The organism is Rhizobium sp. LC145 (assembly GCF_001005825.1).
In the GTDB taxonomy this organism is placed as follows: domain Bacteria; phylum Pseudomonadota; class Alphaproteobacteria; order Rhizobiales; family Rhizobiaceae; genus Neorhizobium.
This window is the reverse complement of the sequence record NZ_LBHV01000004.1, coordinates 161,264-182,373: the sequence shown is the minus strand read 5'-3', so window position 1 is coordinate 182,373 and position 21,110 is coordinate 161,264. Positions and strand designations below refer to the sequence as shown.

22 protein-coding genes are annotated in these 21,110 nt (G+C 61.6%); 12 read left to right on the top strand and 10 right to left on the bottom strand.

What is annotated here, in order from left to right:
• Positions 1 to 6 precede the first annotated feature (6 nt).
• Positions 7 to 840: an AraC family transcriptional regulator gene (locus tag YH62_RS12400; RefSeq protein ID WP_046794537.1), complete on the bottom strand. Its 834-nt coding sequence runs from the start codon at positions 838 to 840 to the stop codon at positions 7 to 9.
• A gap of 62 nt (positions 841 to 902) precedes the next feature.
• Positions 903 to 1,928, bottom strand: coding sequence for an RluA family pseudouridine synthase (locus tag YH62_RS12395; protein WP_046794536.1), 1,026 nt, complete (start codon positions 1,926 to 1,928; stop codon positions 903 to 905).
• A 37-nt stretch (positions 1,929 to 1,965) separates the two neighbouring features.
• Here YH62_RS12395 and YH62_RS12390 point away from each other — a divergent pair, with 37 nt between their 5' ends.
• Positions 1,966 to 2,349 (top strand): hypothetical protein, encoded by a 384-nt coding sequence (locus tag YH62_RS12390; RefSeq protein WP_046794535.1) that lies wholly within the window; start codon positions 1,966 to 1,968, stop codon positions 2,347 to 2,349.
• Positions 2,346 to 3,188 (top strand): RNA methyltransferase, encoded by an 843-nt coding sequence (locus YH62_RS12385; RefSeq protein ID WP_046794534.1) that lies wholly within the window; start codon positions 2,346 to 2,348, stop codon positions 3,186 to 3,188. The genes YH62_RS12390 and YH62_RS12385 overlap by 4 nt, the downstream gene beginning before the upstream one ends.
• Positions 3,189 to 3,213: 25 nt before the next feature.
• On the opposite strand, the gene YH62_RS12380 is transcribed toward YH62_RS12385, so the two are convergent.
• The gene (locus YH62_RS12380) at positions 3,214 to 4,407 is read right to left on the bottom strand and encodes a hypothetical protein (RefSeq protein ID WP_046794533.1); all 1,194 of its coding nucleotides are present in this window, start codon (positions 4,405 to 4,407) and stop codon (positions 3,214 to 3,216) included.
• Between the two features lie 106 nt (positions 4,408 to 4,513).
• On the bottom strand, positions 4,514 to 5,107 hold the full coding sequence (locus YH62_RS12375) for an EipA family protein (RefSeq protein ID WP_046795062.1): 594 nt from the start codon (positions 5,105 to 5,107) through the stop codon (positions 4,514 to 4,516).
• Between the two features lie 177 nt (positions 5,108 to 5,284).
• On the opposite strand from YH62_RS12375, the gene YH62_RS12370 reads away from it, so the two are divergent.
• Entirely contained in the window at positions 5,285 to 5,932 is a 648-nt protein-coding gene (locus YH62_RS12370) for a histidine phosphotransferase family protein (protein WP_046794532.1), read from the top strand.
• Between the two features lie 104 nt (positions 5,933 to 6,036).
• Complete coding sequence (locus tag YH62_RS12365) at positions 6,037 to 6,399, top strand: response regulator (RefSeq protein ID WP_046794531.1); 363 nt, start codon at positions 6,037 to 6,039, stop codon at positions 6,397 to 6,399.
• Positions 6,400 to 6,539: 140 nt separating this feature from the next.
• Here the strand turns inward: YH62_RS12365 and ctrA are convergent, their stop codons facing one another.
• Positions 6,540 to 7,241, bottom strand: a complete 702-nt coding sequence (ctrA, locus tag YH62_RS12360; RefSeq protein WP_046794530.1) for a cell cycle two-component system response regulator CtrA — start codon at positions 7,239 to 7,241, stop codon at positions 6,540 to 6,542.
• Positions 7,242 to 7,663: 422 nt separating this feature from the next.
• Between ctrA and YH62_RS12355 the strand changes: the two genes are divergently transcribed.
• A complete protein-coding gene (locus YH62_RS12355) occupies positions 7,664 to 8,014 on the top strand; it encodes a hypothetical protein (protein WP_046794529.1) in 351 nt (116 codons plus the stop codon).
• 103 nt (positions 8,015 to 8,117) lie between these two features.
• Here YH62_RS12355 and YH62_RS12350 read toward each other — a convergent pair whose 3' ends face one another.
• The 3 genes from YH62_RS12350 to YH62_RS12340 all read right to left on the bottom strand — a co-directional run bounded on the left by YH62_RS12350 (position 8,118) and on the right by YH62_RS12340 (position 10,058).
• On the bottom strand, positions 8,118 to 8,399 hold the full coding sequence (locus YH62_RS12350; RefSeq protein WP_046794528.1) for a GNAT family N-acetyltransferase: 282 nt from the start codon (positions 8,397 to 8,399) through the stop codon (positions 8,118 to 8,120).
• A 166-nt stretch (positions 8,400 to 8,565) separates the two neighbouring features.
• Positions 8,566 to 8,841, bottom strand: coding sequence for a DUF1153 domain-containing protein (locus YH62_RS12345; RefSeq protein ID WP_018327815.1), 276 nt, complete (start codon positions 8,839 to 8,841; stop codon positions 8,566 to 8,568).
• A 191-nt stretch (positions 8,842 to 9,032) separates the two neighbouring features.
• Positions 9,033 to 10,058, bottom strand: coding sequence for a DUF2793 domain-containing protein (locus YH62_RS12340; RefSeq protein ID WP_046794527.1), 1,026 nt, complete (start codon positions 10,056 to 10,058; stop codon positions 9,033 to 9,035).
• Between the two features lie 515 nt (positions 10,059 to 10,573).
• Between YH62_RS12340 and YH62_RS12330 the strand changes: the two genes are divergently transcribed.
• The 7 genes from YH62_RS12330 to YH62_RS12300 all read left to right on the top strand — a co-directional run bounded on the left by YH62_RS12330 (position 10,574) and on the right by YH62_RS12300 (position 16,607).
• A complete protein-coding gene (locus YH62_RS12330; protein ID WP_046794525.1) occupies positions 10,574 to 11,476 on the top strand; it encodes a branched-chain amino acid ABC transporter permease in 903 nt (300 codons plus the stop codon).
• A gap of 1 nt (position 11,477) precedes the next feature.
• Positions 11,478 to 12,866: a high-affinity branched-chain amino acid ABC transporter permease LivM gene (gene livM, locus YH62_RS12325; protein ID WP_046794524.1), complete on the top strand. Its 1,389-nt coding sequence runs from the start codon at positions 11,478 to 11,480 to the stop codon at positions 12,864 to 12,866.
• Between the two features lie 32 nt (positions 12,867 to 12,898).
• The gene (locus YH62_RS12320; protein WP_170986325.1) at positions 12,899 to 13,756 is read left to right on the top strand and encodes an ABC transporter ATP-binding protein; all 858 of its coding nucleotides are present in this window, start codon (positions 12,899 to 12,901) and stop codon (positions 13,754 to 13,756) included.
• Complete coding sequence (locus YH62_RS12315; RefSeq protein WP_046794522.1) at positions 13,756 to 14,484, top strand: ABC transporter ATP-binding protein; 729 nt, start codon at positions 13,756 to 13,758, stop codon at positions 14,482 to 14,484. The genes YH62_RS12320 and YH62_RS12315 overlap by 1 nt, the downstream gene beginning before the upstream one ends.
• 24 nt (positions 14,485 to 14,508) lie before the next feature.
• Positions 14,509 to 14,862: a DUF6867 family protein gene (locus YH62_RS12310; protein WP_046794521.1), complete on the top strand. Its 354-nt coding sequence runs from the start codon at positions 14,509 to 14,511 to the stop codon at positions 14,860 to 14,862.
• A 139-nt stretch (positions 14,863 to 15,001) separates the two neighbouring features.
• Complete coding sequence (locus YH62_RS12305; protein ID WP_046794520.1) at positions 15,002 to 16,120, top strand: branched-chain amino acid ABC transporter substrate-binding protein; 1,119 nt, start codon at positions 15,002 to 15,004, stop codon at positions 16,118 to 16,120.
• An 82-nt stretch (positions 16,121 to 16,202) separates the two neighbouring features.
• Positions 16,203 to 16,607, top strand: a complete 405-nt coding sequence (locus tag YH62_RS12300; protein WP_046794519.1) for a VOC family protein — start codon at positions 16,203 to 16,205, stop codon at positions 16,605 to 16,607.
• Between the two features lie 93 nt (positions 16,608 to 16,700).
• Here YH62_RS12300 and YH62_RS12295 read toward each other — a convergent pair whose 3' ends face one another.
• Together YH62_RS12295 and YH62_RS12290 are read right to left on the bottom strand one after the other, a co-directional pair.
• Positions 16,701 to 17,636 (bottom strand): response regulator transcription factor, encoded by a 936-nt coding sequence (locus tag YH62_RS12295; RefSeq protein ID WP_046794518.1) that lies wholly within the window; start codon positions 17,634 to 17,636, stop codon positions 16,701 to 16,703.
• Positions 17,629 to 21,033: an ATP-binding protein gene (locus YH62_RS12290; protein WP_046794517.1), complete on the bottom strand. Its 3,405-nt coding sequence runs from the start codon at positions 21,031 to 21,033 to the stop codon at positions 17,629 to 17,631. The genes YH62_RS12295 and YH62_RS12290 overlap by 8 nt, the downstream gene beginning before the upstream one ends.
• Between the last annotated feature and the right edge of the window lie 77 nt (positions 21,034 to 21,110).

Sequence of the window (21,110 nt, the reverse complement as noted above, 5' to 3'; positions counted from 1 at the left end):
GCGATTTTATCGCAGGCCGGCGAAGCGCTGGAACTCCGCCGGCGTGCGGCCATAGGCCTGACGGAAGGCGGCGGAGAAGTGGCTGTGGCTGGAAAAGCCGAGATCGAGCCCGAGCCGGGTCAGGTCGTCATAGCTGCCGAGCAGATCGAGCGCGCGGGCGAGCCGCAGCCGGAGCTGATAGCGATAGAGCGGCGTGCCCTCCACCTGCTGGAAAGCCTGGGTGAGATAGACGGGCGAAACGCCGGTCTCCCCGGCGATCTCGGCCAGCGTCCAGCGCCGCGCCAGATCGGAGGCGAGGGCAAGTTTAGCCCGGTCCACCAGCTTCTGGCGGCCGATGCTGGAGGCGGCGGCATGCGCCGTGCGCTCCCCGACCGCCCGGCGGATCAGGGTCATGGCAAGGGTTTCGCCTTCGAGTGTCTCGGCGCTGCCGCGGCTCAGGCTATGGCGCAGCAGCGCGACCAGCGCCTGGGCGCGGGCATCGATCCTCAAACGCTGCTTGTTAAAGACGAAGTACGAGCCCTTGGGATTGCGGTGCGTTTGCGGAACGAGCTCTTCCAGCATTTCTTCCGGCACATCCACGCTGAGGCAGGCATCGCCGCCTTCGACCGGATGGCTGATGCGGTAACCCTCGTCACGGTTGAAGAACAGCGCCTGGTTCGCCTCGGCAACCGCGTCGTCGCGGCCGACATGGCGCAGGAAGACGCCGCGATAGGGAAAGACGAGGCTTGTGGCATGCGCGCATTCCTCGTCGCTTCTATGCCGGCATTCGCCGCTGCATACCACATCGCGGACGCTGACCAGTTCCGTACAGAGAAGTTTCGTGACCGTAAACTGGCTCATGGAATGTTCCGGGAGGTTGGGCAGGTGCTTTATACGCCTGCTCAAGCCCACCTGCCACCCGTTTATGTCCGGAAGGCTTCCACCAGCTCCAGCATGTCGTTCGGCATGGGGGCCTCGAACTCCATCACTTCGCCGGTGCGGGGATGTTCGAAGGCGAGCAGGAAGGCATGCAGCGCCTGACGCGGAAATCGGCCGACTACGCTCTTTGCCGGTTCGGGCAGAAGGTTGGCCTTGGTGCGGAAGCCGGCGCTGTAATCGGGATCGCCGACGAGGGGATGGCCGATATGGGCCATGTGGACCCTGATCTGGTGGGTCCTTCCGGTTTCCAGCCGGCACTCCACCAGCGAGGCGAGCGCGGTCGCATCCGGCTTCTCATGGAAGCGTTCGACGACCTCGTAATGCGTCACCGCCTCGCGGGCGTCCTCGCTGTCCTCGCGTTTGACCGCCCGCTTGGTGCGGTCGCCCGTCGCCCGGCCGAGCGGAGCGTCGATCGTACCGTGGAGCTGTCCCGGACGGCCCCATACGATCGCCTGATAGGCCCGCTCCAGCGAACCCGTGCGGCCGTGGTCGGCGAACTGGTCGGCAAGGTGGCGATGGGCGATGTCGTTCTTGGCGACGACCATGACGCCGCTCGTATCCTTGTCGAGACGGTGGACGATGCCCGGCCGCCTCACGCCGCCGATGCCGGAAAGGCTTGCCCCGCAATGATGGATCAGGGCATTCACGAGCGTACCGGTCCAATTGCCGGCTCCGGGATGGACGACCAAACCGGCGGGTTTGGCGATGACGATCAGGTCGTCATCCTCGTGGAGCACCTCGAGCGGTATGTCCTCGCCCTTCGGTTTCGGGTCTTCCGGCTCGGGAAGCGCGATCTCGACCGTGTCGCCGGGGGCGATCTTCTTCTTCGGCTCGATGCAGGCCTTCCCGTTCAGGTAGACCGCTCCCTGCTCGATCAGCGCCTTTATCCGGCTGCGAGAAAACTCCCCCTCCAGCACGCCGGTCAGCCAGGCGTCGAGGCGGCCTTCGGCTTCGTCTGCTGCTTTCAGGACTTTCCTTGGCGGCTCGCCTTGTTTAAAGGGGTCGTTCATTCATTTACCCGATGCAGTTCCGGCACAAGGACCCCCCATGTCACAACCCGATATCGAGGAACAGGAAGAGCCGCTTGATCCGGCAATGGAGAGAATCCGCCGGAAAATGGTGCTTCTGCAACTGGTTTCGGGCGGCATCATGTTTGTCTGCTTTATGGCCGTCCTCGCTGCCGTTGTCTACAAGGTGTCGCAGACCTCGGAAGAGGCTCCGGTTGCCGCCAGCGGCGGCTTTGCTGTCCCGGCCGATCAGCCGCTTGCCGCGACAGCCGCGCTTCCGGCCGGCTTCGCGGTGGAGTCGACGTCGCTTTCCGGCAGCCAGATCCTCTTCTACGGATCGCTCGGGAGCGAGCGCAAGGCTTTCGTCTTCGACCTCTCGGTCGGCCGCATCGTCGCCGATGTGACGGTCGGCGCGGCTCCGTGACACGGGGACGGCGGACATCGCCACCGATCCGGATCGATGATCCGGACGATCCGCGCATCGCGGAGTTCCGGCATATCCGCGAACGCGACCTGACCGGACGGGAAGGGCGCTTCATCGCCGAGGGCACCGTGGTGCTGCGGATGCTCGCCGCCGCCCATGGGGCGAGACGAGGCTTCAGCGCCGAAAAGATACTGCTCCTCGAGAACCGGGTGCAGGGCGTCGAGGAGCTACTAGTGGAGTTTCCGGAAGACGTGCCGGTCTTCGTGGCCTCCGCCGCCGTTCTCGATGCGATCGCGGGCTTTCACCTGCATCGCGGCGTGCTGGCGCTCGGGCGGCGCGGAGAGGACAGGACCGCGCGGGAACTGATCCTCGATCTTCCGCAGAAGGCGCTCGTCGTCGCGGCCTTCGGCATCTCCAACCATGACAATGTCGGGTCGATCTTCCGCAACGCCGCCGCTTTCGGCGCGGATGCGGTGCTGCTCGACGCCACCTCATGCGATCCGCTCTATCGCAAGGCGCTGCGGGTCTCGGTGGGCTCGGTGCTTTCGGTGCCCTATGCGCGCGGCGGATCGGCGATCGATATCATCGGCGCGCTGATGGAGCGGGAATTTTCCGTCTGGGGGCTTTCGCCGGCAGGCGAGGCGGAGATCCGGTCGATTGCCGCGGCCGATCGCATGGCGCTGATAACGGGTACCGAGGGAGAAGGACTGCCACCCGAAATCCTCTCCAGGGTACGGACCGCCCGGATTGCACAGGCGCCCGGGCTCGACAGCCTCAACGCAGCGACGGCGACCGGGATCGCGCTCTACGAGATCGCAATGGCGCAGGGCCGGCTTTAGCGGACTGCCCCGAAACCGCTGGGCATCAGTTGCCGTGCAGGCTTTCGAGCTTTTCCTTCGCTCTGGCCGCGAGGCTCCGGCGGTCCTTCTTGCCGGAGCCAGACTTGCCGGAAAGAATGGGGTGGATCGGCGAAGCGGAGCCTTCGACATCGGCGGTCAGCGCAACCATGTCGGCGGCGATCGAGGCGATCTCCTCCCGCAGCGCTTCGTCGTTGCCGCCGGAGGCTGCATTCAGCAATCGTTCGGACACGGCCGTGGCATGGTTGCGGACATCTTCCGCAAGCGCTGCGGTTGCCGGATCGAGTTCGCCGTCCTGCAGCCTTGCGATCAAGGGTTGGAAGGAGGTTTCCATTGTCCGGTCCTCGCTGGTCTTGCGCTTCGGAGCAGGCGTCTTTCCCGGCTTCAGCGGAGCGTCGCGCAATGCACGGTTTGCCTCGCGTGCTTCGGCATTGGCCGCCTTCACCTTTTCGCGAAGGCGGATGATTTCCTGGGAACGACGCTCCAGAGCATTTTCCTTGTCGGTGCGTTCGGAAATCTCGCGGGCGAGCTTGTCGTCCAGTCGCATCGACCGGCTTTCCTCCTGAGCGAGCCGCGTTTCGGCATCCTTGGCCCGGTTGGTCTGGAGCTTCACGTCGTTTCGCAGCGTGTCGCGCTCCTCGCGCAGCGCGTTTATCCGGAACTTGAGGTTTTCAACCTCGGTATCACGGGTGGAAAGATCGATCTTCAGATTGTCGGCATCGGCCGCAAGCTTCGCCACCCGCTTGTGAAGCGTTTCGATCTCCAGTTCCTTGCCGATGCCTGCCTCCTCCGCTCCGTCCATTGCCGCCTTCAACTGCTGAATATGGCTCTCTTCGTGGCGCAGCTTCGATCGGGCCTCGGCGGCTTCGACGTCCAGATCGTTGATCTGCATGTGCAGGTCGTGGTTCTCGCCGTGCAGGCGCTTGGCCTCCTCGGCGAGCGCGTCGTAGCGAAGTTGCAGGGCGGTCAGCCTGTCGCGCTCCTGCGTCAGCTCCTGCTTCGTGCGGGCATTCTCGGCGGCATAGACGGCTCGCGCCATGTCGCGCTGGGCGCGCACTTCCTGCGGGCTGATCGGCAGCGTCGCCTTCAGCCGGTTCTCGGTATAGCGGACGATGCGGCCATGGATGGCCGGCGCGATCAGCATCGCCAGAAGCGTTGCGCTCAGGAAACCCAGGCCGAACAGGAGAGCGAATTCGATCACGTCAGAGCCAAGCTGAAACCGTATAGGAGGTCTTTGCCTCCGTTAAAACATGGGGCGCGTCGCCCGGCAAGCATCGCTTGCAGGGGGACAGGAATAATCGCCAGGCTCAGAAAGGGTTCCAAGTCGGAGAGCGGGTCAGCTTCAGATATCCGACATTGACGCCGAGGCGGGCGCCGAGGCCGGTGCGGATCGGCACCAGCAGGACATTGTTGTTGCGCAGCACCGTCATGCCGACGCCGGCGACCACGAAGGCGGAGCCGGAAACGCCGCCGAACCGGGCGTAGAGGCTGTCGACCGAAGGCAGGTCATAGACGAGCATCATGGCGCGGGTGCCCTGTCCGCCGTAATCGATGCCGAGCGACGGGCCCTGCCAGAAGACCGGATGCTGGCCGGCATTCTTGGTATAGAGTTCGCCTTCGCCATAGGTGAGCCCGGCGATGAAGGCGCCCGAGCCTTCCTGCCCGAGGATATAACCGTTCGGGAGGCCGTATTTCTGAAAGGCATTCTCGACGACCTTCGCAAGCCCGCCGCTGGTGGAGCCGAAGAAGCCGTGGCCGGCGTCAACGATCTCCTGCGCCGAGTACTGGCTATCGTTCTGTGCCTGCGCTCGGGCCGGCTGGACCGTGAGCCATGCCGCCGCCGTTACGGCAACGAGAGTGGTCAGGAGGCGGGTGAGGGCGGAGATTTGAAGCAAGCGCATCGTCGGATCCGTCGATTGTGTCGTACAGGCGCCGATCATCGGCATACCCATTTTGCTTGGTTGGCCTTAATAATCGGTTTACCAAATATGGTGTCATTGTGGCTCATATCACGGCACCATCTCCACGCAACCTTGACATGGCCAGATGGCACAGCGAACCCCAGACAGGAGAAAAACATGCCGAAGAATCCAAATCTCACCCTCAGCGGGCCGGATCTTGCGGCTCTCCTGTGCAGCCGGGTGTGTCATGACGTGATTTCGCCGGTCGGCGCGATCAACAACGGCCTGGAACTGCTCGACGAGGGCGCCGCCGACGGCGATGCGCTGGACCTCATCCGCACTTCCGCCAACAACGCCTCCGTCCGTCTCAAATTCGCACGGCTCGCCTTCGGGGCCTCCGGATCGGTCGGCGCCTCGATCGATACGGGCGAGGCGGAAAAAGCCGCCAAGGATTTCGCCAGCGCCGAAAGGAAGACCGAGGTCAGCTGGAGCGGTCCGCGCGCGATCATCGCCAAGAACCGTGTCAAGCTGCTGCTCAACCTCTTCCTCGTCGCCTATGCCGGCATCCCGCGTGGCGGCTCGGTGGAGGTGGTGCTCGAAAACCCGGAATATGACGCCAGGTTCACGATTACCGTGAAGGGGCGGATGATGCGGGTGCCGTCGAAATTCACCGAAATCCTCTCCGGGACCCTGGAGGAGGCGATCGACGCCCACTCGATCCAGCCTTACTATACCGTACTCCTGGCGGAAGAATGCGGCATGGATCTCAAGCATGTCGTGACCGACGAAAAGATCGTCTTCATCGCCGAAGCGGCGGTCGCGTGAAAACGCCGATTCGCGATTGCCGCGTAACGATTCGTTAGCTGCAACCCGTTAATGATTGAGGGCTCGCTTCCATTTGCCGGAGGCGGGTCGTCAGGGGGATCGCGATGCAGCGTTTGATGATTGCCGACAGCTCAGACATCGTTCGCAAGGTCGGCAAGCGCATCCTTTCGGAACTCGGGTTTCTCGTCGCCGAAGCGGGCAGCGCGCGTGAAGCTATCCTCGGCTGCCAGACCGAACTTCCCGCCTTCCTCATCGTCGATTCGGCGCTCGAAGAGGCTGTCGATCTCATTGCCGCCATTCGCGCCATGCCGAACGGCAAGAATGTCCGCATCTTCTATTGCGTCATCGAAGCGGACTTGAAGAAGATGATGATCGGGAAACGCGCCGGGGCGGACGATTTTCTGCTGAAGCCCTTCGACCGCAAGATCCTGACTTCGGTCTTTTCCGGCCTTTCGGCGGCCGCTTGATCCAAAGATTTTCAGCCATTTCTGACTGCCAGCGCCGCGGTTTCAGGACTTCCTCGCGGAATGGCGCGGGCATCCATAAAGCAAAACGCCTGCGCGAAGGGTTTTCGCACAGGCGCTTCGAAAAGGGGAAGGCGCAGTTTTCAGGCTGTTTCGGCGTATTCGGCGCCATCCGGCTCGCGCAGCACATAGCCGCGACCCCAGACGGTTTCGATGTAGTTCGCGCCGCCGGCCGCATTGGCGAGTTTCTTGCGCAGCTTGCAGATGAAGACGTCGATGATCTTCAGTTCCGGCTCGTCCATGCCGCCGTAAAGGTGGTTCAGGAACATTTCCTTGGTGAGCGTGGTGCCCTTGCGGAGCGAAAGCAGCTCCAGCATCTGGTATTCCTTGCCCGTCAGGTGAACGCGCTGGCCGCCAACTTCGACGGTTTTGGCGTCGAGGTTCACGATCAGTTCGCCGGTGATGATGATCGACTGGGCATGGCCCTTGGAACGGCGGACGATCGCATGGATGCGGGCGACCAGCTCATCCTTGTGGAAGGGCTTCGTCATGTAGTCGTCGGCGCCGAAACCGAGGCCGCGAACCTTGTCCTCGATGCCCGCCATGCCGGAGAGGATGAGGATCGGCGTCTTGACCTTGGAGAGCCGCAGCGTGCGGAGCACTTCATAGCCCGACATGTCAGGCAGGTTGAGGTCGAGAAGAATGATGTCGTAGTCGTAGAGTTTGCCGAGATCGACGCCCTCTTCACCGAGATCGGTGGTGTAAACGTTGAAGCTTTCCGATTTCAGCATCAGCTCGATGCTCTGCGCTGTCGCGCTGTCATCTTCGATGAGTAGAACCCGCATATTTATCCCCTTTACCGCCGCCTAGGTAAATCTTGGCCCCCTACGCGTCACGGATCCAGACTGTGCCTGATTTGGAAGCTGCCACTAAATGGTTAACAAATTCTGATTCACTCTGGCAAGGTGTATCAGTTCATTAAACAAAATTAGTAGTAGCCTGTTTTCTTTTGAGGATTGGTCATCACCAGACTTGAACTAGCGGATGAGGAAACTCCGCTAACTGATTCAAGCGACTCGCACATTGCCGCGTCGAAATCGACCTTGGTATTTACCTACCCTTAAATGATCGGGCTTATCATTAATGATGCCCGTAAATGAAAAGTTAATGCGGCCTAGATTTTATTAACGTCGCGGAAGTTTTTTGGCCCGGAGTGTAACACGCCGGGTATACGGGCCGGGGTCTCGCTATCCACGGAGTATTGCGTATGAAGTCGCGTGACAGCCTTGTTCGCCTGAAGGAATTTCAGGTTAACGAAAAACGCCGGCAGTTGCAGCAGTTGCAACTGATGATGGCCGAATTCGAGCGGATGGCTAAGGAGCTCGAACACCAGATCACTCTGGAAGAGAAGAAATCCGGCATCGCCGATCCGAATCACTTCGCCTATCCGACCTTTGCAAAGGCCGCCCGGCAGCGTGCGGATAATCTTCAGGTCTCGATCCGCGAGTTGAGAGCCCAGCAGGAGAGCGCCGAAATGTCGCTCGAGGAAGCCCAGGCGGAATTTGCCAAGGCTTCGGCGCTGGAGGAACGCGACGGGACGATGCGCGTCCGCGCCTGAACGAAGCCGGAAATTGCGGGGCTATCATGAGGGGCGGGCCGGTGGCCCGTGCTTCATTTTCCGTTGCCCGCAGCGTTCGTCAGGCCTGTTCGGCGAGCCTAATTCAGCCTTTGATGACGTCGCGCCATTCGGGATGGCGTTCGACCTGCGCGCGGAAGAAGGGGCAGAGCGGAATGATCTTCCAGCCGCCGCGGCGCGCGTCCTCCACCGCATGAACGGCCAGAGCCTGGCCGACACCCTTGCCGCGAAGAGCATCCGGAACGCCGGTGTGATCGATGATGATGAGCTCGGGGGAGGTTCGCGAATAGGTCATCTCGCCCTCGTGACCTTCGATTACGGCCAGATATCGCCCGCCCGATTTGCTTTCTTCGTTCCTGATATCCATTCGTGTCTGCTCCTGTTTCTGCGCCGATCTAAGCAGAGGGCGAGTCCCGGGGGAATAGCCGGGAGGGCGGACGCTATGTCAATGGAAGCGGAACGGTCGGCAAAACGAAAGGTGCCGTTGCATTGGCAAACGGCACCTTTTCAAATCGTTGGCGCTGATATCGCGGCTAGTGGCGATATTGCTGGATGCGCGTCGTTCTGAGGCCGGCAAGGCCATGGTCGTTGATGGATGATTGCCAGGAGAGGAATTCCTCGACGGTGAGCGTGTAACGCTCGCAGGCTTCTTCCAAGCTCAACAGGCCACCGCGAACCGCTGCAACCACTTCGGCCTTTCGCCGGATAACCCAGCGGCGCGTATTGGCCGGCGGAAGATCGGCAATGGTCAACGGGCTGCCATCGGGGCCGATGACATATTTTACTCGGGGTCGGATCATTTCGGTCATGGGACTCTCTACACAAACACAAGACCACGGCGGGCAGCCTAGGCCCGCAGTTTTAAGATTTGACTAAATGTGATGGCCGTTTTCTACCTAGAGGGAAAATAATCGTCCCGAAGTAGAGCGCATTTTGAAACTGCCGCCTGCGTTGCATGCCGCCGCAGTCCCGCAATCCGCTTCGAATGCCGGTCCGAATTTCAGGCCATCGCCAGCGAAAGCTCCGTTTTTCCCGGTCCGAGTTCCAGTTGCGCGGTTCCCGCGTGCCGAAGCGTCAGATAATCGCCGGCGGCGAGCGCAAAAATTCCCGTGCCGGATTGCGCCTGAGCGCCGCCGCTCGCGCCGCTCAGCGAAAGGAGGACTTGCGAACCGTTCAGAAGCAGGCTGGTCGTGTGGTCGGAAGAGGTGAGTACCGCCACATTGAGGGCGACGAGATAAAGGCCGGTTGCCGGAACGATCAGGCGATTGCCGCCGCCGGCCGCTGCCGCCCCCAGAGCAAACCCTCCCTGGTTGAGCGTCAGCACCGTGAAACCGCTCTCCTGGCCGGCGGTCGGAGAAAAACTCGTCCCCGCGCGACTGGCGCGGACCGTCGGTTGATTCGGTCTGGAAACGTGGCCGGCCTCGGAAACCGCAAGGCCGGTCCTCCAGGCGGTGCCGTCGCTCACCTTGATCGAGAAGGCATTGTCGCCCGCCAGTCCCATTTCCGCATGTCCCGTCCAGTTGGTCTGGAAAAGAAGGGAGGCGGTGTCGCCTGCCGCTGCCTTGTTGATCTTGACCTGATGGCCATTGCCGGCGTGATTGAAGAGGCTCGCCGGCGAGGAAAGCGCCAGCCTGTTGGTGGCATCGGGCGCCGCGTTGATGCCGAGCTGCTCAAGCCCTTCGATGCCGGCGGAAAGGTCTCGCCATGAGCCGCCGGAGAAGATCCTGAATGTCTCGGAGGACGTGAACCAAGCCCGCCATCCCTCGCGCGGCGGCATGAAATTCCAGGCGTCGTCCTGCCGGGCGGCAATCTGTCCCTCCTTGCCCGCCCATGGGCCGCTTGCGGGTGCGGCGACCAGATAGCAGGCGCCATCGGCGGGTTCCTCGGGCGGAGCGGCGAGTTCTGCGGCGATCGTCAGATGCACGATAGCATCGAGCCGCAGCAGCGCCTCGTTATGGGTGACATGCTTCTGCGCCTGCGCCGGCAGGATGAAGGGCATTTCGAGATTCGTCGTGGTATCCGCCATGGTTCTGCTCCCGGTTCGATCGGAGCAATTCTATTCCAGCGGGCGAGGGCGGGGAGGCGGAGCAAGCTAAGCCATTGGAGAGGTTAGGCCGGGCGGCATTTTCATCCCCGGTCCGCGAGGCGAGATGCTCCGCAATCTTCGGAAGTTCGGCGAAGGCTCTCTTGGAGTTTCCATGCGGCTGGAGGGACGGAAGCAGCGCTTTTATTGCGCCGCGGGAGGCTTTCGGGAGCCGCTGCCGGGGCTGTTGGGCGTCGATCGCCACGGGAGCCCGATATTCCGTTTCGCGGATCGCCTTCTGCGGCTAATTTTTGGACAAGGAACGCTGAATTTTTGAAATTCCTGATCTTTTCGACGTCACATTGTTAAGAACCGGCTCATTTCCGGCCGACTCTCGGCTTTTTGTCTTCACATTTCTTTTGAAACCGGTATGGAATCCGCCCTGAGCTTAAGTACCCGCTTGGGACAAAGAACAAAGAGATGCAACCCTTCAGGGAATCGCATCCGGGGGAATCTATATGGAGTATTTTATCCAGCAGCTCATTAATGGGCTGACTCTTGGGTCCATCTACGGCCTTGTCGCCATCGGTTATACGATGGTTTATGGCATTATCGGTATGATCAACTTCGCCCATGGCGATATTTTCATGCTTGGCGGTTTCGCCGCTCTCATCATCTTCCTGATCCTGACATCCTTCTTCGCGGGCATTCCGGTGGCGTTACTGCTTCTGGTAATGCTGGTCGTAGGTATGTTGATGACAGGGCTCTGGAACTGGACGATCGAGCGGGTCGCCTATCGGCCGCTGCGCGGTTCGTTCCGGCTGGCGCCGCTGATCACCGCCATCGGCATGTCGATCGTGCTGTCGAACTTCATCCAGGTGACGCAGGGACCGCGCAACAAGCCGATCCCGCAGCTCGTCAGCGATACCTATCATTTCGGCGCGATCACCATTTCGCTGAAGCAGATCATCATCGTCCTGCTGACGGTCGTGCTGCTCGCCGCCTTCTGGTACATCGTCAACAAGACGCCGCTGGGACGTGCCCAGCGGGCGACCGAGCAGGACCGCAAGATGGCGGCGCTGCTCGGCGTGGATGTCGACCGGACAATCTCCATCACCTTCATCATGGGTGCGGCGCTCGCAGCCGTGGCCGGCACCATGTACCTCATGTATTACGGGGTGGCCTCGTTCAACGACGGATTCATTCCGGGCGTCAAGGCCTTTACTGCGGCCGTCCTCGGCGGCATCGGCTCGCTTCCGGGCGCCGTTCTCGGCGGGCTGCTGATCGGCCTCATCGAGTCCCTGTGGTCGGCCTATTTCACCATCGCCTACAAGGACGTCGCGACCTTCGCCATCCTCGCCTTCGTGCTGATCTTCAAGCCGACCGGCATTCTTGGCCGTCCGGAAGTGGAGAAAGTCTGACATGACGAATTCTCCCGAAACCGGAACCCCCGGCCTGATGGCCAAGGCCGTCAAGGAAGGCATCTTCGCCGGCCTTCTCGCACTCGGCATGTTCATCCTGTTCGTCGGCATCGAGACCTACCAGGACATCAGCAACGCGCTGGTGTGGCGCACCCGCTGGGGACTGCTCGCGATCTTCGTCGCGGTCGCTGCGATCGGCCGCTTCCTGGTGGTCGGCTTCATCAAGCCGCATATCGACCGCCGCAAGCTCGCCAAGGCGAAGAGCGGGGTCCTGGAAATCTCCGAGGAAAAGGGGTTCTTCCGCCAGCACTTCCTCAAGATCGCGCTCGTCGGTCTCGTGCTCTATCCGGTCGCAGCTGTCATGCTCGCCGGAACTCAAGGGTCGCTGAAATATGTCGACAATTTCGGCATCCAGATCCTCATCTATGTGATGCTCGCCTGGGGGCTGAACATCGTGGTCGGCCTCGCCGGCCTGCTGGACCTCGGCTACGTGGCCTTCTACGCGGTCGGCGCCTATTCCTACGCGCTGCTGTCGGAGCATTTCGGCCTGTCGTTCTGGATACTCCTGCCGCTCGCCGGCATCCTGTCGGCCATGTGGGGCATCATCCTTGGCTTTCCGGTTCTGAGGCTCCGGGGCGATTACCTTGCGATCGTGACTCTCGCCTTCGGTGAGATCATCCGTCTCGTGCTCATCAACTGGACGGACGTGACCAAGGGCACGTTCGGCATTTCCGGCATCCCGAAGGCCAGCGTCTTCGGCATCTGGTCCTTCGATGTCGGGGCGGCCAACAACTTCACCAAAGCCTTCGGTCTGCCGATGTCGTCGGCCTATTACAAGATCTTCCTTTTCTACGTGATCCTGGCACTCTGCCTGCTGACGGCCTATGTGACGATCCGGCTGCGCCGGATGCCGATCGGCCGCGCATGGGAAGCGCTGCGGGAAGACGAGATCGCCTGCCGTTCGCTCGGCATCAATACGGTGACGACCAAGCTGACGGCCTTTGCGATCGGCGCCATGTTCGGCGGCTTCGCGGGCTCCTTCTTCGCCACGCGCCAGGGCTTCGTCTCGCCGGAAAGCTTCGTCTTCCTGGAATCGGCCGTCATCCTGGCGATCGTCGTCCTCGGTGGAATGGGCTCTCTCACCGGCATCGCGATCGCCGCGGTGGTCATGGTCGGTGGCACGGAACTGCTGCGCGAAATGTCGTTCCTGAAGCTCGTCTTCGGGCCTGACTTCACGCCCGAGCTCTACCGCATGCTGCTCTTCGGTCTGGCGATGATCATCGTGATGCTGTTCAAGCCTCGCGGCTTCGTCGGCAGTAGAGAACCGACGGCCTTCCTCAAGGAACGAAAGGCCATTGCCGGCAGCTTCACCAAGGAGGGTCACGGCTGATGACCCCCCAAGTGGATACCCAGACGAATACGATGACTTCCACGATGACTGGCGATACCATCCTTAAGGTCGAGCATCTGTCGATGAAGTTCGGCGGCCTGATGGCCATCAACGACTTCTCGTTCGAAGCGCGGCGCGGCGAGATCACCGCGCTGATCGGTCCCAACGGCGCCGGCAAGACGACCGTCTTCAACTGCATCACCGGCTTTTACAAGCCGACCATGGGCATGGTCACTCTCATCCAGAGGGACGGCGTCTCGCACCTCCTGGAGCGGCTGCGGGATTTCGAAATCACCAAGATCGCCAAGGTGGCGCGAACCTTCCAGAACATCAGGCTGTTTTCCGGTCTTACGGTTCTGGAAAACCTGCTGGTGGCGCAGCACAACGCGCTGATGAAGGCTTCGGGCTACACGATCCTCGGGCTGCTCGGCCTTCCGGCCTACAAAAACGCTTCCAAGGCGGCGATCGAGAAGGCCAGGTACTGGCTGGAAAAGGCCGAATTGATCGACAGAGCCGACGATCCGGCCGGCGATCTGCCCTACGGCGCCCAGCGACGGCTGGAAATCGCCCGCGCCATGTGCACCGGCCCCGAGCTTCTCTGCCTGGACGAGCCGGCAGCCGGCCTCAATCCACGCGAATCGGCTGCCCTCAACACGCTGCTGCATTCGATCCGCGACGAGGGCGTCTCGATCCTGCTCATCGAGCACGACATGTCGGTGGTCATGGAAATCTCCGACCACGTAGTGGTGCTGGAATACGGCCAGAAGATATCGGACGGCACTCCGGACGAGGTGAAGAACGACCCGAAGGTGATCGCCGCCTATCTCGGCGTCGAGGATGACGAGGTGGAAGAGGTGATTGCGGAAGAACTCGACGGAGGGGCGAACTGATGGCCGGCGAACCCCTTCTGAAAGTCCAGGGCGTCGAAACCTATTACGGCAATATCCGCGCGCTCGCGGGCGTCGATGTCGAGGTCAACAGGGGCGAGATCGTCAGCCTGATCGGCGCGAACGGCGCCGGCAAGTCGACCCTGATGATGACCATCTGCGGCAGCCCGCAGGCGCGCAGCGGCTCGGTCATCTTCGACGGCGAGGATATCACCCGCCAGCCGACGCATCTGATCGCGCGCCGGCGCATATCCCAATCCCCGGAGGGCCGGCGCATCTTCCCGCGCATGACCGTTCTGGAAAACCTGCAGATGGGCGCGGGTCTCGATAATCTGAAATACTTCAAGGAAGACGTGGAGAAGATCTTCACGCTCTTCCCGCGTCTGAAGGAACGCCAGAGCCAGCGCGGCGGCACGCTTTCGGGCGGCGAGCAGCAGATGCTCTCGATCGGCCGCGCCCTGATGGCGAGACCCAAGCTCCTGCTTCTCGACGAACCTTCGCTGGGTCTGGCCCCGCTGATCGTCAAGAGCATTTTCGCGGCAATCAAGAAGCTCAACCAGGAGGAGGGGCTGACTGTCTTCCTCGTCGAGCAGAATGCCTTCGCCGCGCTGAAGCTCTCCGACAGGGGCTATGTCATGGTCAACGGCAAAGTGACGATGGCGGGCACCGGCAAGGAACTGCTTGCCAATCCGGAAGTGCGCGCCGCCTATCTCGAAGGCGGACGGCATTGAGAACGGCGAGAGGGAGAGTTTGACATGCAAGGGCTTTTCTTCGAGAGCGATACCGGCGTTCGCTACATTCTGCGTTTCCTGGTGATGCTGATCGGCTTCTGGACCGCCTGGCGCACCGGCAAGGCGGTGGCCGAGGGCTGGAGCGGTTATTCGACCGTGGTGCTCTATACACTGCTGCTCGGCATGGTGATGCGCTTCATGCACTATGCGCTGTTCCAGGGCCCGTTCATCAGCCCGTTCTACTACATCATCGACGTGGTGCTTCTGCTCGTCTTTTCGAGTGCCGGTTTCCGCATGCGGCGCACCCGCCAAATGGTGCAGAACTATTATTGGCTGTACGAGCCGACCTCAGCTTTCTCATGGAAGAAGAAAGATTGACAGGCAGAGTTTTCTGCCATCAGATTGGCTTGGGTAAAAACCTCAAGTGGAAACCCAGAGTGGAACAACTTCCGGCGCAGTATTGGTGGGGATTGCGCTGGCTATAACCCGACCCGCTTAAGAAACTGGGAGTACATCAATGAAGAAGTCTCTTCTTTCCGCGGTTGCGCTGACGGCCATGGTCGCCTTCGGCGGCAGCGCATGGGCCGACGTCATCGTCGGGGTCGGTGCCCCGATCACCGGTCCGAACGCGGCTTTCGGAGCGCAGATTCTGAAGGGCGCCGAACAGGCCGCCGCCGACATCAATGCGGCCGGCGGCATCAACGGCGAGCAGATCAAGATCGTAGTCGGCGACGACGTTTCCGACCCGAAGCAGGGCGTCTCCGTAGCCAACAAATTCGCAGCCGATGGCGTCCAGTTCGTGGTCGGCCACTTCAACTCGGGCGTGTCGATCCCGGCATCGGAAGTCTATGCCGAAAACGGCATCCTGGAGATCACGCCGGCTGCAACCAACCCGGTATTCACCGAGCGCGGTCTCTGGAACACCTTCCGCACCTGCGGCCGTGACGACCAGCAGGGCACCATTGCCGGCGCCTATCTCGCTGAAAAGTTCAAGGACGCCAAGATCGCCGTCATCCACGACAAGACCCCCTATGGTCAGGGCCTTGCCGATGAAACCAAGAAGGCGATGAACGCCGCCGGCCTGACCGAGGTCGTGCGTGAAGGCGTCAATGTCGGCGACAAGGATTTCTCGGCGCTGATCGCGAAGATGAAGGAAGCCGGCGTCACCGTCATCTATTGGGGCGGCCTGCATACCGAAGCCGGTCTCATCATCCGTCAGGCAAAGGATCAGGGTCTGCAGGCAACGCTCGTTTCCGGTGACGGCATCGTCTCCAACGAACTTGCCTCCATCGCCGGCGACGCCGTCGAAGGCACGCTGAACACTTTCGGTCCCGATCCGACGCTGCGTCCGGAAAACAAGGATCTGGTCGAGAAATTCAAGGCTGCCGGCTTCAACCCGGAAGCTTATACGCTCTACTCCTATGCCGCCATGCAGACGATTGCGGGAGCCGCGAAGGCTGCAAATTCCACCAATCCGGAGGAGGTTGCTAAGGCGATGAAGTCGGGCAAGTTCCCGACGGTTCTGGGTGAAATCTCCTTCGACGAGAAGGGCGACCCCAAGCTTCCCGGCTACGTCATGTACGAGTGGAAGAAGGGCGCGGACGGCAAGTACACCTACGTGCAGCAGGGCACGTAAGCTTTATTGCTCGAAACATCCTGGAAGCCCGGCATTGCCGGGCTTCTTTGCATTCAGGGCGCCTGAAGGGTGGACAGAGGAAATGAACCAGCAACTGGCGCTGATCGCCATCGTCGTTCGCGACTACGATGAAGCGATCGATTTCTACGTGAACAAGCTCGGCTTCGTTCTGGTGGAGGACACCTACCAGCCGGAGCAGGACAAGCGCTGGGTCGTCGTGAAGCCTGCGGGAGACGGCGGCACTTCATTGCTTCTGGCGCGCGCTGCCAATGCTCATCAGGAAGAATACATCGGCGACCAAGCCGGCGGCCGCGTCTTTCTGTTCCTGCGCACGGACGATTTCTGGCGGGACTACAACAGTTTGCTTGGCCGGGGCGTCGAGTTCGTCCGGGAGCCCAAGAAGGCCGATTACGGGATCGTTGCCGGGTTCAGAGATTTATATGGCAATCTATGGGATCTTGTTGAATTTACTGACGGAAGGCCTTGAGTCCGTCGCAGCCGAGCGGACAGTCCCCTGGCAGCGCTCGCTCCGGCTCGCGGCGTTCGTCGCTCGAAACGATTCACTGGATCGTTTAGTCGACTATGCCAACCGCTCCTCACCGTAGAGGACATGAGCCGCCTTGACGGCGGCTGAGGCCCGGTTCTCGACGCCGAGCTTCACGTAGATCTGTTCGAGATGCTTGTTCACCGTGCGGGCGGACAGGCCCAGGATATCGCCGATGTCCCGATTCGACTTGCCCTTGGCGATCCATTGCAGCACTTCCGACTCACGCGGGGTGAGGGAAAAATGCTGGCGCAGCACCTCGTCATCGGCGCGGTTGCTGGCCGCGGTCAGCCGGAAGAGATGTTCATCGGCGCCGATCGCGCCGAGATAGGCGAACTGCAGGTTCGTCTGGCCGCTCCGGGGCAGGGAGAACGTGGCGTCGCGGGCAAAGCCGGGCTTGTCGCGCTCCGCAAGCCAGCCCGCGATATGGCGGGCGGCGAGATCGAGTCCGTCGTCGGTGCCGGTGGCGGTCCTGATAAGCCGCGTTGCCTGCGGCGTCGACCAATGGAGGCCGCCGTCGCCTCTCACGGCCAGCAGGTGCCGGCCGGCGGCATCGAGCGCCACGCGGGCGCTCTGGGCGGAGCGGGCATTGGAAAGATGCACCCGGATGCGGGCGCGCAGCTCATCGATGTTGATCGGCTTGGTGAGGTAATCGACGCCGCCGGAATCGAGCGCATGCACCACGTGCTCGGTCTCCGTCAGCCCGGTCATGAAGATCACCGGGACTTGCGCCACGGCCGCATTGGTCTTCAGCATCCGGCAGGTGGCGAAACCGTCCATGTTCGGCATGACCGCATCGAGCAGGATGAGGTCCGGTGTGATGCGCTCTACGATATTGAGCGCCGACTGGCCGGAGGTGGCGATCAGCACCGAAAAGCCGGATTGCTCGAGCGCTTCGGTCAGGAAGCCGAGCGCCTCGGGACTGTCGTCCACCAGGAGCACGATATCGCGGGGCAGGGCCGTCTCAGCCATCGATGGCCCTTTCTTCGCCGAAGCGCTCGTCTTCGCCGAAGCGATTGAGGAAAGTCATGTATCCGGCCATGTCGAAAGCTTGCAGATAGGTGCCGAGCTCTTCGGCGAATGGCCGGTTTTCCTCCATCCGGGCGATATCGGCGAGCTTGGTTTCGATGCCGCGGACGTAGCCTATTTCGCCAAGGCGCAAAAGGTCCTGCACATGGTTTTTTCCCGGGCTCCTGACCGGCGCCTTCGCCATCGGCGGGGGGGAGAAGGCGGGATCGCCTTCATAGACCCATTCGAGGCCGAGATGCGCCGCCAACCGGTCGCTCAAGCGGCGGATATCGACGGGCTTCGGGATGGTGTCGTTCGGGCCCTCGTCTCCGAGATTGGCCGCGACCCCGTCATTGATATTGGCGGACAGCATGACGATTGGGGCCGTCTGGCCGATTTCCCTGAGCTTGGCGAGCAATTGCCAGCCGTTCATGCCGGGCATTAGGATGTCGATCAGGAAGAGGTCCGGCTTCACGCCCTCGATCAGGGTCAGGCAGTCCGGGCCGCTGTTTGCAGTCAGCACCACGAAATCCATCGGCACCAGCACTTCCCGCATCAGGTCGCGGTGGTCCTCGTTATCGTCCACGACGACGATGGTGCGGCGCGGGCCCGTATAGGAAACGATCTTCTTTTCCGCCGCCGGCGCGGTATTGGGACGGTCGACGGCGGACAGCATCAGCCGCACCCGGAAGGTGGAGCCTTCGTCCTTCACGCTTTCCACCTTGATCTCGCCGCCGAGCGTATTGGTGAGAAGCTGGGTGATGGTGAGCCCGAGGCCGAGACCCGGCATGGGCTTAATGCTGTCGGCCTCGCCGCGCTGGAAGGGCTCGTAGATGCGGCCGAGATCCTTCTCGGCTATGCCCCGGCCGGTATCGGAAACCGTGAAGGTCGCCACCTGGCTGCGATAGGCGACATCGAAACGCACCTTGCCCCGGTCGGTGAACTTGATCGCGTTCGACAGCAGGTTGACGAGGATCTGGCGCAGCCGCTTCTCGTCGGTGCGGACATATTGGGGGAGGGAGCGGGCGCGTTCGTGCTCGAAGGCAAGTCCCTTGGCATGAGCCTGCAGGGAGAACATCTCGACGATCTGGTCGAGGAAATCCTGGATGTTGATCTCGTTCGAATAGACCTGCAGCCGGCCGGCCTCGATCTTGGAAATATCGAGAAGTCCGTCGATCAGCCCGGAAAGATGGTCGGCGGAGCGCTTGATCACCTTGATCGCGGAATGCCGGGGAGGAGGTATCGTCTCGTCGCGCTCGAGGATCTGCGCATAGCCGAGCACGGCATTCAGCGGCGTGCGCAGTTCGTGGGAAAGCCCCACGACATAGCGGCTCTTGGCGCGGTTGGCGGCCTCGGCGGTCTCCTTGGCGTCCTGAAGCGCCGCGTCCGTCTTCTTGTGGGCCGATATTTCCTTGAGAAGCAGCGTGTTCTGGCGGGAGGATTCCTCCTCGGCCACCATGCGGCTGTCATGGGCCAGCACATAGAACCACGAGACGATGCCGGCGATCAGCGCGAAGACGAAGAAGACGATCAGAATGGCGCCGTAGACGATTTCAGCATTGGCGGGATAGGCCTGACCTATCTGGTAAGCAATCATGGCGAGGATCGCGCCGATCAGAGAGATCGCGACAGCGGCGGTGATGGAATAGCGGCCGAGCCGCGAGCGTAGCCGCTCTACGATCGTTTCGGGAAGCACCGCGCGCGCCACCGCGCCCACCTGCGCATTCATTCTCGCCTGTGGCTTGCACATGTCATGGCAGCGGCTGTCGAGCGAGCAGCAGAGCGAGCAGATCGGTGCGGCATAGGCCGGGCACCAGGCCATGTCCTCCGGCTCGAAAGGATGTTCGCAGATGGAGCAGGTGATCGAACCAAGACTCTTCCAGCTTTGTCGCGGCTTCCGGGCCAGATAGAATTTTCCGCGAGTGGCGAAGGCGATCGCCGGTGAAATAACGAAGGCGATCAGCGTGACATAGGTGGACATCGACGCCATGAGGCTGCCGAACAGCCCGAAATGGGCGGCAAGCGCCACGCCCGCCGAGCCGAACATGGCGCCGAGCCCCACCGGATTGAGATCATAAAGATGGGCGCGCTTGAATTCGACGCCGGGCGGCGAGAGCCCGAGCTTCTTGTTGATGAACAGGTCCGCCGAAATGGTGCAGAGCCAAGACATGGCGATGATGGAGAAGATGCCGAGCGTCGCCTCCAGCAGCCGGTATATGCCGAGTTCCATCAAAAGCAGGGCGATCGCCACGTTGAAGACCAGCCAGACCACACGGCCCGGATGGCTATGGGTCAGGCGCGAGAAGAAGTTAGACCAGGCGAGCGAGCCCGCATAGGCGTTCATCACGTTGATCTTGAGCTGCGAGACCGCCACGAAGGCGGCCATCAGCAGGAGTGCCGCCGTCTCGTTGGGGATCATGTAGCCGAAAGCGGCGAGATACATATGCGCAGGATCGGCGGCTTCGCGCACCGGCACGCCCGTCGAAAGCGTCAGCACCGCCAGGAAGGAGCCGGCCAGCAGCTTCGGAACGCCGACCACGACCCAGCCGGAGCCGGCAAGAAATACCGCTATCCTGTGGCGGAACTTGCGCAATCCTTCCGGCGGCAGGAAGCGGAGGAAGTCCACCTGCTCGCCGATCTGCGGCATCAGCGCGAGGATAACGGCGGATGCCGCGCCGAATTCGAAGAGATCGAAGGGTGCGGCGCCGCCGACCTCGGCATTGGAATGGTTGATGCCGGCGAAGGCCCGCCAGAGATCGAATTTTTCCCAATCGAGGAAAGCGATGAAGATAAAGGGCAGGATGTTCAGCACGATCCAGAAAGGCTGGGTGATGAGCTGGAAGCGCGAGATCATCTGCACGCCGTAGATAACGAGCGGGATCACCACCACGGCGCTGATCATGTAGCCGATCCAGGGCGGAATGCCGAAGGCGAGGTAGAGCGCGCCGGTCATGATCGATGCTTCGATCGCAAACAGCATGAAGGTGAAGCCCGCATAGATGAGCGAGGTGACGGTGGAGCCGATGTAGCCGAAGCTCGCGCCGCGCGTCAGAAGATCGATATCCACCCCGTGGCGGATCGCGTAGCGGCTGATCGGCAGGCCGACCAACAGCATGACGACGGCAGCGGCGACGATGGCGAAGAAGGCGTTCGTCGTGCCGTAGGAGAGCGTGATCGCCCCGCCGATCGCTTCAAGTGCAAGGAAGGAGATCGCGCCAATCGCCGTCTGCGAAATACGCTCAGAGGAAAAACGCCGGGCGCTCTTGGCCGTAAAGCGCAGCGCATAGTCTTCCAGCGTCTGGTTGGCGACCCACCGATTGTATTCTCGCCGGACGGGAATGATGCGTTGCCGCGCTGCCATTGCTTAAATTCTGGCTCTTTTTGAGGAAAGTTTAAGATTTAGGCAGTTTGTCGGCGGCGACCTGGAAAAGCAAGGGG